Source organism: Rhodococcus sp. BS-15 (assembly GCF_000813105.1).
Taxonomy (GTDB): Bacteria; Actinomycetota; Actinomycetes; order Mycobacteriales; family Mycobacteriaceae; genus Rhodococcoides.
Genome location: NZ_BAOX01000026.1, coordinates 20,341 through 30,868 on the forward strand (window position 1 = coordinate 20,341; position 10,528 = coordinate 30,868).

At 62.5% G+C, this 10,528-nt stretch carries 13 protein-coding genes; 7 read left to right on the forward strand and 6 right to left on the reverse strand.

The features are described 5' to 3' along the window. Nucleotides 1–285: 285 nt before the first annotated feature. Nucleotides 286–954 (forward strand): hypothetical protein, encoded by a 669-nt coding sequence (locus tag RHBS_RS05750; RefSeq protein WP_128645086.1) that lies wholly within the window; start codon nt 286–288, stop codon nt 952–954. A 430-nt stretch (nt 955–1,384) separates the two neighbouring features. Beyond that, complete coding sequence (locus RHBS_RS05755) at nt 1,385–1,945, forward strand: hypothetical protein (protein ID WP_145977478.1); 561 nt, start codon at nt 1,385–1,387, stop codon at nt 1,943–1,945. 223 nt (nt 1,946–2,168) lie between these two features. On the opposite strand, the gene RHBS_RS05760 is transcribed toward RHBS_RS05755, so the two are convergent. From RHBS_RS05760 to RHBS_RS05785, 6 genes are all read right to left on the reverse strand, one after another. Continuing rightward, the gene (locus RHBS_RS05760) at nt 2,169–2,411 is read right to left on the reverse strand and encodes a hypothetical protein (RefSeq protein WP_128645089.1); all 243 of its coding nucleotides are present in this window, start codon (nt 2,409–2,411) and stop codon (nt 2,169–2,171) included. An 872-nt stretch (nt 2,412–3,283) separates the two neighbouring features. Further along, nucleotides 3,284–3,637 carry a DUF86 domain-containing protein gene (locus tag RHBS_RS05765; protein WP_128645091.1) on the reverse strand — a complete coding sequence of 118 codons (354 nt, stop codon included), beginning with the start codon at nt 3,635–3,637 and terminating at the stop codon, nt 3,284–3,286. 58 nt (nt 3,638–3,695) lie between these two features. Beyond that, nucleotides 3,696–3,992, reverse strand: a complete 297-nt coding sequence (locus tag RHBS_RS05770) for a nucleotidyltransferase family protein (RefSeq protein ID WP_128645093.1) — start codon at nt 3,990–3,992, stop codon at nt 3,696–3,698. Between the two features lie 289 nt (nt 3,993–4,281). Next, the gene (locus RHBS_RS05775; protein ID WP_128645095.1) at nt 4,282–4,914 is read right to left on the reverse strand and encodes a hypothetical protein; all 633 of its coding nucleotides are present in this window, start codon (nt 4,912–4,914) and stop codon (nt 4,282–4,284) included. Nucleotides 4,915–4,970: 56 nt separating this feature from the next. Continuing rightward, nucleotides 4,971–5,501, reverse strand: a complete 531-nt coding sequence (locus RHBS_RS05780; protein WP_128645096.1) for a hypothetical protein — start codon at nt 5,499–5,501, stop codon at nt 4,971–4,973. 61 nt (nt 5,502–5,562) lie between these two features. After that, a complete protein-coding gene (locus RHBS_RS05785; RefSeq protein ID WP_128645098.1) occupies nt 5,563–6,621 on the reverse strand; it encodes a hypothetical protein in 1,059 nt (352 codons plus the stop codon). A 418-nt stretch (nt 6,622–7,039) separates the two neighbouring features. On the opposite strand from RHBS_RS05785, the gene RHBS_RS05790 reads away from it, so the two are divergent. From RHBS_RS05790 to RHBS_RS05810, 5 genes are all read left to right on the forward strand, one after another. Beyond that, complete coding sequence (locus RHBS_RS05790; RefSeq protein WP_128645099.1) at nt 7,040–7,570, forward strand: hypothetical protein; 531 nt, start codon at nt 7,040–7,042, stop codon at nt 7,568–7,570. Next, the gene (locus tag RHBS_RS05795) at nt 7,567–8,199 is read left to right on the forward strand and encodes a hypothetical protein (RefSeq protein WP_128645101.1); all 633 of its coding nucleotides are present in this window, start codon (nt 7,567–7,569) and stop codon (nt 8,197–8,199) included. The genes RHBS_RS05790 and RHBS_RS05795 overlap by 4 nt, the downstream gene beginning before the upstream one ends. Before the next feature lie 129 nt (nt 8,200–8,328). Beyond that, nucleotides 8,329–8,928: a hypothetical protein gene (locus tag RHBS_RS05800; protein WP_128645103.1), complete on the forward strand. Its 600-nt coding sequence runs from the start codon at nt 8,329–8,331 to the stop codon at nt 8,926–8,928. Between the two features lie 45 nt (nt 8,929–8,973). Next, nucleotides 8,974–9,171 (forward strand): hypothetical protein, encoded by a 198-nt coding sequence (locus tag RHBS_RS05805; protein ID WP_128645105.1) that lies wholly within the window; start codon nt 8,974–8,976, stop codon nt 9,169–9,171. Between the two features lie 420 nt (nt 9,172–9,591). Beyond that, entirely contained in the window at nt 9,592–9,894 is a 303-nt protein-coding gene (locus RHBS_RS05810) for a hypothetical protein (RefSeq protein WP_236745352.1), read from the forward strand. Nucleotides 9,895–10,528: the final 634 nt, after the last annotated feature.

A 10,528-nucleotide genomic window follows, 5' to 3' on the forward strand; every position in this document is an offset into this window, starting at 1 on the left:
AGCGATTGGGGCAAAGGATGGCTGCGGTGAACGCGGCCATAACCAGTGCCCCGGCACTGGTTGGGTCGGTGGCACTTTTGGGGCTGTAGGGGTTGCGTGTATGTCCGCAATGTGCAGGGTGTGAGGCGTGAAATCGGTTGTCGTCCAGTGCTATCCGGCGTTGCACGGCGTGTTCGATTGGGCTAGATTGGTGGTCGTCCCAGTTGATCTGCGGGCCGCGACTGACCATTGCGGGCCGCGCCGTCCCGATGACGCCGATGGCGATCGGGGGTTTGGAGTGTTCTCATGTCTGCTGCTGTAGCGGAACTCGAAGGTTTGACCGTCGCGGGTATCGAGGGTGTGCGTTCGATACCGGATGGTGCCGTTGTAGAAATCGGGGGAGTGCGAGGCCGGGTTGTTGTCGACCGGAGTGCGCCGGTGGGCGACGACGGTGGAGTGTGGGTGGCGGTGCTTCCTCTGGATTGTTCCGGGGTGGTCGTCGAGTGCGTGACCGCACGGCAGATCACGAGGTGCGGTGGCAATAGGGCGGGGGCGTGGTGGGTCCCAGTCGTGCCTGCGTTGCAGCTGGCGTTGGCGGCGCGGATCGACGCGGAGAAGTCGGCGCAAGAGCTGGCAGAGGCGCGGGCGGCCCTACGTGATGTGTCGTCGCGGCATGAGTCAGCGATGGACAAGTTGGTCGCGGACGCGCACGAGTGGGCCGACGACAACGATCTGTGCAGTCGGTTCGACGAGTTCATGGAGGATCACAATCTCCCCACGCGGCTGAAGGACTTCGATGTGGAGGTCAGTGTTCGGCTCTCGACGAGCGTGACTGTGAGAGTGTCGGGTGCCCGCGATTCCGATGCCGCCGAACAGGAGGTCCGGCACTCCGATGTCGAGGAGGCCATGGCCAACAGCGGTTTGGCCGGCTTGAATCTGGAGGACTTCGATGTTGTCGACGCAGAGCTGGTGTGAGTGCGGGTAGCGGACTGCGCGGCCGCGCAATGTCCCTGCGGGTGTGGGTCCGTGCGAGATCGTGGTGCGGGCGCTGATCTGATCTGGACTTCGCCGTGGCGTCCGGTATGGATGCCACGGCGAAGGCTGCTGAGCCGTCGGGTGGTGGCAGGGTCGGCGCGTGGGTTACGAACCGTGTTCCCGAGGAAATGGCAACTCGCGCAGGCGATGTGCGCGATTGTCAAGCGGTGAGACGGGGCGTTCACTGGCAGCTCAACTGCGTGCCCCGGCACTGGTAGGGGCAGGGCCATGTGTTGGTCGGCTGGAACCGTGTTTGTCAGTACGACGCGCTACGGTGGGGGAGTCCCAGTTGATCTGGCCACCGTGACTGACCATCACGGTTGGCCGCCGTACCGATCGGCATGTGCCGTTCGGAGTTTGGAGTGTTCTCATGTCTACTGTTTCGCCTGTGGGCAGCAGCTCGGTTGCTGCGGGTAGCCCGGCTCTAGGGGTAGTGGCGGCGTCGATGTCGACGGCTGCTACACCCCGTGACCTGTCAGTCTCGGTGGCTGCTATTGCTGTGCCACTTCCCCTGTCGTGGGAGTGCTCGAATCAGGCGGACGCGAACGTGGTTCGGGCGTTGCCTGCCGCGCACGCGGTGGTGGGGTACGCCGATCGCATCGGCGCGGCCGACGATGACCTACGCACGGCGATAGCGGATCTGGTGGCGGATTTGCGGCATCTCGCCGACGCTGTCGGGGTCGACTGGGATGACGTGTCCGCGACGGCTGATCGGGACTACCGCTGCGAGGTCGAGGGTGACATCGAGCCTGCGTCGGAGAATCCGGTCGTGTATCCGGAGGTGCCCGACGCGGTCCTGGCGCGAGCGGAGGAGTTGTTCACGCAGTCGGTGGCCGATCATCACACCCGTGCTGCGTGGGCCGATGTCGACCAGTGGGAGCGACGAATGTGGATCGGGGTCGCCGAGGCGGAGAGCTGCCAGAAGGGATGACTCCGCTCTGTAGCCCAGCGGCAAAGGCCGAGCGACCAGTCAGCTGGCCTGTCCGTCGTTGGTCGTGAGCTAGAGAAAAGGTCCGACTTGCTCGCGTGAGATCGAATTCGACGGCTACGCAGCGCGGGCTCACTGAGACGAAGTGCTCTGATCGCCTGCATTACGGAAACAGCTCTGCCCCTGACCATATGGCCAGGGGCAGAGCCGTTCCTGTATCGAGCAGCTACGACTGGCGACCAGTGAAGGTAGATCCGTCGACCGTGCTGACTCCGACGATGTCGCCGCCGTCGATCGTAAGAATCACCTCGCCCCGATACTCCGAATTGGTGATCCCGTATCCAACCTGGGCCCCAGGGGCAGTCGGCCACGTTCCCTGATCCGTGGTCACTCGGTACCGGGGGTTGCCCTCGCTCGAGGACATGTGCTGGACGTCGGTGACAGTGACGGTCTTACGTTCTACTGACATGATCGGTTGGCCTCCAAATGGTTTCGCGGCATTGTGCTACAGGCAGTGTAGTCGTTCGCGGATTCGTGATCGAGTGCTCAGCATGGCCGAATGCGCGCGACTACATGAAGGAAGGCGCTGATAAGGGGGCTTAACAGCGTTTCCATGGAAACGATTGATCTACGTTGATATTATCCCACCGTTTCACTGGACTGTCTGGTGTTCGAAAGCCGCGCGAAGCGTCACGGCGGGGAGATGCGAGCGAGGGCGTGGTGCTGGCCGTCCAAGCGCGATCGGCTCCACCGGGCGGCGACCAAGCAGCCCCGTCTCAGTATGATAATATCGCAGGTAACTAGGCGCGTCCGGTAGATCGGCGTAGCAACGTTGCTATGCCGATCTACCGGACGGCAACAACTTTGAAGCCGCGCAATTGAGGCAACGACCACCGGAAGGCCGAAGGCAATGACGCAATGGGGACAACCCGACCGAGCCATCTCAGGTGTTGGCGGCTTCATGGCCGCGGCGCTGTGCGCCGTGATCAGCGGCCATCTGGTGGCGGATATGTTCGGCGACCGATCGCCGAATTCCGGACTCCATGGACCTTCGGACGCCTCTGTCGAACCAGCACAGGCGGCGGCCGCAGCACCGGCCGAGATGACGCACGAGACGCCAGCTACAGTCCCCACAGACTGGACTCCACTACTGTGGGTCCTCGGCACTGTCGCGGTATTGGTTCTCGCGGTCTTGGTGCTGAAGCGCCTCGCCGACCAGGAAACTCTCGCCGTACTTGCGGTCGCAACGCTCGATTGTGGATCGAGCGAATCGAGGCCATGTCGTCTACGCAGTGCGACCGGGCTATCCGCAAGACAGGGTCGTGTCGGCTGACGGATGAATTACCCGCCTGAGATGACTGAAGCGAGTTCGAGCATTCGAGCCCGGACGTCCTCGAGGTGATCGACGATCACGCGCCACAAAATGGCGGGGTCGACGTCACTGTAGGCGTGGGAAATGATGTTTCGCATGGCAATCAGTTTGTGCCAGTTCTCGTCGTGGTGTTCAGCGTAGAAGTCGGGAAATTGATCGCGGATTTTGACCAAGTTCTCGCCCGCAACCTGCACGCGCATCAGGGTCGCATCCCACAGCAACCCATTCGCCGTGAGTGCTTCTTCGGAGTCCGGCCGGTCGGCAAGTATCTTGCTCAATGACTCAGCGGCGATGGTCAGGTATGGAGCCGGATTCTTCGACATGAGCGAAGTGTATTTCCGCAGGACATGGGCTGGAAAGCAGGGACTGCGCTGAACTGCTTCACAGAATTCGCACCAGATCAGGCTCGACGTACCGACGAAAGTGCTTGTTGAGTTTCGTCACCACATCCGCGCCGCCGATGAGCAGCCGATTGAGCTCGTCCTGCAGGCCCAGGAAAGCCCAGTCGTCACAGTCAGGGCCGAACGTAACCAGCAGGTCCAGGTCACTGTCGACACGTGCTGATCCGCGCGCGTAGCTGCCGAATACAGACGCCTCGATGACCCCATGACGTCTGAGCACGGCGCGAAGCTCATCAACACCCAAGGGGAGTGCGAGTTCGTCGACGGTGTGCGGCACAAACCGATTTTAGCTGTTCAGGGGGGTCCGTGCGAGGGCCGCAGTGGAGAAGCGAGTGCGCCAACCATCTCGGTTCGACCCACGGCTTAGCAAGGGATGAGGCACCGAAGGCCCACGCTCGAAACGAAGAACCCCCACGGCCTAGCTGCCGCGGGGGAAACTCCATGTGTTGTAACGAGGGACCTTGTCCTCGTATCTACCAAGACTATAACAGCGTGAGCGGGAATGGACCCAGGATCACACCTGACAGTTCGATCGTCGTATGACATCCCGGTCTGGCGGCGTGGCCCTACGGCGAATGTTGGAGGACGTCGGCCGGTGGTGGATCGAAGGCCTTCATAGGGGCCGAGTCGAGCCGGCGGCGGAGCTCCGCCACACCCAGCGACGACAGGGCGGTAGCCGTCGCTGCCGGGACGTGTTGGGCTCTCAACCGGTCCACGATGGCCTGGTCGTCATCGATGAAGCATCGGAGCCATGCGGGGTGCTTGTTTGTCACCGCGCGGCTATGGGCGAGTTTGATCTGGAATGCAGGTTGGGGATGACGTGGGGGTTCGACGTGTGGACGGGCGAGCAGCGCCCGAGCGATCGGGAAATCGTGGACGCCGAGCCACGCGCGGGTCGGGGTGCGGGTGTACGCGGGTCTAGTGGTGGAGTAGAGAAGTGTGTGGCCGAGACCGGCGATCGCCCAGGCGAGTTCTCGGCCGTCATCGAGCACCTTGGCGTCGGGAATGTGGTCGAAGAAATCCCGCCAGCGCTGTTGGATAGCGACGTCAGCGCGGGTCAACAAGTGCTCGAATTCAGTCAGATCTGCAAGGACGCCGTCGATATCGAGGATCACGACGCGGTCGTCGGCGGGGTGATTGTGGAGGTATCGGCCACGTCGAGTTTTCCCTACGCGCGACGTGGGTCCGTTCCTTGCCATGCCTCAATTCATACCCGTTGTCGGGCCCTTGGTGCAGGACCGACATTCGATGCCGGTCAAAAAGAGAAGGTCGGGTGCTGGAGGTTCGCGAGCGAAAGGGCGAATTCGCGATAGGCATCGGCGCTGGCGAAAGAGGCTGCGAAGTCCTCGGGTTCGCGACCGGCGCACAGCGTCGCGACGGCACGCTCGAGCTCGTCGAGGCATTCACGTGGGACGTGAGTCCGACCATTGCGTTCCGATTGCCGGAAGGCCTCTTGGACTTCGGCGTTCGCAGCCAGTAGACGTTCCAATGCAATGGGTGGAACGGAAAGGAGTTGTGCTCCAACGGGTACCGAGCGGGTGGGGATGTCGGGGTGGACCCCGGCCCAAAACAGTTCAGCGGCAGTGCCAGGTTTCCATTTCAAGCCCTTGTCGAACTTGGTGAGTGTGCTCGGTCGCGGGTTGGAGTACTCGCAGCGTTCGACGCTCATCACCACCGGTTTGGTCGGGCCGCCCGCTGCGTGGAGCGCGGCGATCGAGAGCTCCAGTTGCCGACGGCGGGCGGCGACTGCGACGCCGAACAGTTCGGGGTACGCGGCCTGAGACATGGCGTGAGTCTATGTGTGCGGTGAGCGGAGGCAGCTCGCGTACTCGAAGGCCGCCTGGATGTCAGACAGCGTGCGTCTGGGGGTGGCCATGGGCCTCGACGATTCGGTAGGCGCAGCTCGCTGCAGCCAACGTCTGCTCGGATGTGGGCTCAATACCGTTATGGATGGCTGTGTTTCGGAGTTTGGTCATCTCGATGAACTGTGAGTCCTCGTGGTAGCTCTGCTTCTCGTGGGCGGTCAGCCACTCGGACAGATTCCGCAGCCCTGCACCGGGCCCTGGTTTACCTGCGGCGGAGGAGCTGTTGTCCACCAGCCTGGTCACGCACGTCTCAGCGGCGGTGGCGCAATCCAGGACCGCCCTCCTGAAGAATCCGCGGTTGATCGAGTGGGCCGCCTGAAGGAGGAGCTGCCACTCGAGCGCGGGCCGCTTGCGGTCCCCTACATGACACAGGACGGTCCCGAAGGCCTCGGCACCGATGGCGGTGACCGAGGGGATATTGTAGGTCGCGGACGTGACACGCCACGCACCGTCCCAGTGCCGAAACCCTGGCCCGAGTAGCGAAGCGTCGTAGATCTGGTGGCGGTGGTCGAGGTCCTGCTGAGTCAAGACACTCACCCACTCTGCGACCCTGGTGAACCACTTTTCCATGTTCCGGCCGGCGAGATCCGCGATGCGGGCCTCCGGGGTGCCCTGCACCGACAAGCGGAACGACCGCTCAGCGTCGCCGATCGCACTGCGTGTGTCGTTGTGCGTCAGGGCCGCAGGATCCTCGGACAGCTCGAGGCCGACCGCACGTAGAGCAGTAGCAGGACCGCCGCCCTGGACTTCTGCCGCGAAAGGGGTGTCCCACACAGGGTTCACTACGGCCGCACCATCCGGGTATGCGTCGAGCCGTAGGGATGGCTCTCCGGGTACCGGAGCCAAGGCGCTCTCCGGTACCCCAACGAGCTCCGGCGGTCCCCACATCGCGTAACCGGTCGGTGGCACCGCGGTAGGCATCACGATGGTCGCGACGATCGGGCCGATGCGAGTATCGAAGCGTTGCCCCTGGAGATCCTGTGAAACCCAGATGGGACGCGGGAACTCGTAGACAGCAGACACGATCGGTTCCGAAGCCATGCAGACCACGCTACCGAGACAGGCTCGAAACGCGAGCCCATTTCTGGGCGCAATTGCCCGTGATAGCTTTCTACGAGATGCAGCGGAGACACACGCGTGCCGGTCGCTGACGAAGACGGGATCTCCCCCATAGTCCCAGGCTGTGGGGGATTTCTCTTAGGAGCGGCTATCGGCGCGGTGATGACAGGTGTCGACCTGCCTAGTCACCGAATGTGTCGGTGTGTATCAATACAATCCGCTGCGTGAGCAAGTCATCGCGGAAAGCGAACTCGTCCCGTCGACGCCGCCCATCAGGGACACGCCCGTCGGCGGCGTTGCTCGATCCGAATCCTCCTCTGGCCAACTTTGTCGAAGGTATGCCGCTGCGGCGCAGTGCCGTACGGGTTCTGAGCAAGCAGGTGAGGGCGAAGGATGTGCCATGCTTGCCGACGCGCTCGCGGCGGCGACCGGTCCGGTGACAGAGTTGATTTCGAGAACCATGTACCCCTACATGGAACTGGAGACGTTCCGAGAGTCCGGCAAGGTCGGGGAGTGGCTGACTTACTACAGCCAGCTGGCCAAGGCCACCGTGCAGCAGCTGTCCGGCGACACCGAGGAGTACTTCTGTATCGGTGACGATCCGGATCCCGTCCGCGGGTTCGTGACGCCGCAACTGTTGACGGTGTTGTTCGTGACCTACCGGACCTATTTCAACTCCGTCGCCGAACGGCATTGCTACTACGCCACTCCCGAGATGACCGCGACCGTTTTCGCCGGTTCGGAGTCGATCGACAACGTGTCACTGACGTTGGCCGATTTGCCGTCCAGGACAGGAATCGCCTACCTCCATCAGGAAGACCGCGATCGTGACCTGATCCTGTTGTGGGCTGCAGACGGGGAGGCTGTCCTCCACATCACCCTCTTGTCCGCCGAAGCGTTGGCATACTTGCTCGCACACGAGGCAGGTTGAACAGCCCTGGGCATCGGTGGGTCAACTCCCGATACCTGGTCTCATCGACCGCCGAGGTCCTGCTGAGCGCAGAGGGAAGTGACGAGGCCCCACGGCTCGATGTCGTTCAAGGAGCGCAGTTCGGGTCGAGCGGCGAGCCGCTGGACCCGAACCGCAAGTGGGGTGAAGACCCTCAGGTCATGTATCCGGGCCGGACAAGCGACGAGATCTTCGGACTGTTCGCATCCCTGATGCACATGCTCCCGCAGAATCACGTCGAACGGTCAACCATCCACGCGCGCGGGCGGGCCGACTCCACCGGTCGTCGACAGCCGCGGGCGGTCACTTACCTGTCCTATGGGCGCGGCCGCCCCAAGCCGCAGGATCCCGCGGATGATGCAGCGGCGCGCAAGTACTCGCATCGCTGGGTCGTGCGGGGCCACTGGAAGCGTCAGTGGTACCCGAGCCAGAACAGGCACCGGCCGATCTGGATAGACACCTACATCGCTGGACCGGAGGGAACGCCCATCGAGGCCAAGCCGAAGGTCACGGTGCTTCGCGGCAGCCGACGCGAAAGTGACCACGGGGGAGGGGAAGACGTCAGACCGGATCATCACGAGACGCAGGGTTCGAGCGCGACACGTCAGTGAGCGCAGCCTGGGTTGACTCTGATATTATCGCAGGGAATGGTTTGTCGTCGATCCGTGAGTCGGATAGACGACCGGCACCGATGACGAGCACTACTGGCAGACAACGAAAGGCGCACAATGGACGTTTCGATGACGCGACGGGCCGCATCAGTGATCGCGGTGGTGGCCATCGCGCTCGCCGGCTGCAGCAGCGACCCGGAGCCGGTGATCGAGGAAGGCTCCACCTCGGACACGACGTCCGAAGCCGCCTCCCCAACAACCACTGAGACACCGTCGTCGGGAGGATCGAGCGCGGCGACGTCGACGCCCGCACCGAGCGACACGCTGACTCGCACCGTCGACGACAACGGCACCGTCGCCACCATCACACTGAGCGACGCACTGTACAAGACGATCGCCCCCACACAGACAACCCCGACAATCGCGGTACCCGTACAGGTCACCGTCACCACCGGGCAACTCGACATCACCCCTGAAAGATGGAAACTCCGCACCCTCAGTGGACGCACCGTCTACGGCAGTTCCGCATCGACAATCACGACCGCAGTCGGCAACGCGAAAATCGACGACTCCGCCGAAGGTGTCGTCCCGTTCTACGACGGAGTACTGCTCGCAGATCCGCAGGTATCGATTGCGGGAATAGACCTCTTCCGCCCCATGGGTGGTGAACCTTGGGCGAGCTTCGATTTTCCCGAACCGATCAAGGTCGGCGACATCCCGCTTCGCTAGACCAATGTCGAAGCGAACGAATCGATGCCGAGAGCAGGCCAGGTGATGAGTGTAATTCGGTACCACCACCTCTCGTGCGACGAATGCCTGACGTGGATCGACGAGCGCACCGCGGAGGAGGCGCGCACGCACGCCAGTCGCGAAGGCTGGCCACACATCGCGCTGGCGAACGAACACGGACGACCCCTCGACTTCTGCACAGAGGCATGCAAGGCGGCGTATTTCGCCGCCAAGGATTGTTGACGGACCGGGGCAGCAGGACGGACGACCGACGGCGACGCAAGCGAAAGGCCCTGCCATGCTCCACACCGAACCAAACACGGGATGACGGCAAATGACTAGTGCCGGAACCAGTTTCGATAACACCCAGCGCTGGATCTGATGGAGCGCGGATTTCGGTTTCTGTCCTGCCCCGACTGCAGGAGACGCGGGGTCTTCCCGAAATCGACCAACGAGGACTGGTGGGTCTGCCGATACTGCCCCTGGTGTACCGCGATGGACGGCGAAGAGCAGACCGACCGCTAGCACCGGAAGCGCCTGGCCGAAGCGAACACCTCACGAGATATCTGGGTTACAGACATACCCAACGAGCCGACAACCGACCCGCGACCAGCACCATAGGAGACAACCGATATGTCAGATCGATGGCCAATCCCCACGACATTGAGCGAAAAGGGCTCGGCTGCAGCTCACGCGATACGCGACTTTCTAGTCGAGCGAGGACTGACAGAGCACGGAGGCGGCGGCAAATTCTACAGTCCCGAGGAATGGAAAGAGCGCGAGGAACTGTATGGAACCGACTCGCTGCTGATCATCACCCACGACGGCGGAGATCATGCAGCGGCCTTCAATTACGCCTACGAGGACCCCGCGCTGATGCAAGCTCTGACGTCCAAGCTGAGTGACAGCAACGTCTTCGTCGAACAGTGCACCAGTTGGTACTCAGCTGTCTACGACAACGCGTGAAGGACTAGGCATGCACAGAACCCCTGGGCTCGTTGTCAAACGTGACTGGTCCGTGTGGATGGACGGGGAGATGATCGGGTTCGTTCGGCCCGACCCCTCCGATAGTCGGGTCAATCACCGATGGGACTACAAACACGTCTCAAAGATCACACTGGATGATCTACATCCCGAATGGGAGCATGCGCGACGGGTGCAGTCGGTGGATGGAATGCGTTCCGCCGCAGAGTCGTTACTTCAACTGCACCGCAGAATTGCCAGAGAACGACCCCAAGACATGTCATGACACCGGTAACTATCCCGGCTGCGCGGAACAAAGCCAAAAACGGCCATGCTAATAGCGTGGATAGAAACGGAACTCAATGTTCGCGGCCGAACGGGCCGCAACTGTGGGGCGGCGGCGGCTGTGGAACGCGACCCACTGCGCGGTGGCCAACGACAGTTTCCCAGGAGCCGACGGCGGCAGTACCTCGTTACCGCGAAGGCGAAAGCACCGGTTCTGTCCCCGCGTTTGCAGGGCGGATCTCGAACAGAGTTCAATCTCGTCCGATAGGTAGTCGGACAATCCCCGCGTGTGCGGGGCGGACCAACTGTCCTCATGCAGCGAATCCGAGACGGCCGGCTGATCCCCGCGTGT

What these genes read in the sequence shown, in the direction of transcription:
- RHBS_RS05760 (WP_128645089.1), bottom strand. Translation starts at nt 2,411, where the DNA reads ATGTCAGTAGAACGTAAGACCGTCACTGTCACCGACGTCCAGCACATG.
- RHBS_RS05775 (WP_128645095.1), bottom strand. Translation starts at nt 4,914, where the DNA reads ATGGCAAGGAACGGACCCACGTCGCGCGTAGGGAAAACTCGACGTGGC.
- RHBS_RS05790 (WP_128645099.1), top strand. Translation starts at nt 7,040, where the DNA reads ATGCTTGCCGACGCGCTCGCGGCGGCGACCGGTCCGGTGACAGAGTTG.
- RHBS_RS05805 (WP_128645105.1), top strand. Translation starts at nt 8,974, where the DNA reads ATGAGTGTAATTCGGTACCACCACCTCTCGTGCGACGAATGCCTGACG.
- RHBS_RS05785 (WP_128645098.1), bottom strand. Translation starts at nt 6,621, where the DNA reads ATGGCTTCGGAACCGATCGTGTCTGCTGTCTACGAGTTCCCGCGTCCC.
- RHBS_RS05755 (WP_145977478.1), top strand. Translation starts at nt 1,385, where the DNA reads ATGTCTACTGTTTCGCCTGTGGGCAGCAGCTCGGTTGCTGCGGGTAGC.
- RHBS_RS05750 (WP_128645086.1), top strand. Translation starts at nt 286, where the DNA reads ATGTCTGCTGCTGTAGCGGAACTCGAAGGTTTGACCGTCGCGGGTATC.
- RHBS_RS05800 (WP_128645103.1), top strand. Translation starts at nt 8,329, where the DNA reads ATGACGCGACGGGCCGCATCAGTGATCGCGGTGGTGGCCATCGCGCTC.
- RHBS_RS05780 (WP_128645096.1), bottom strand. Translation starts at nt 5,501, where the DNA reads ATGTCTCAGGCCGCGTACCCCGAACTGTTCGGCGTCGCAGTCGCCGCC.
- RHBS_RS05765 (WP_128645091.1), bottom strand. Translation starts at nt 3,637, where the DNA reads ATGTCGAAGAATCCGGCTCCATACCTGACCATCGCCGCTGAGTCATTG.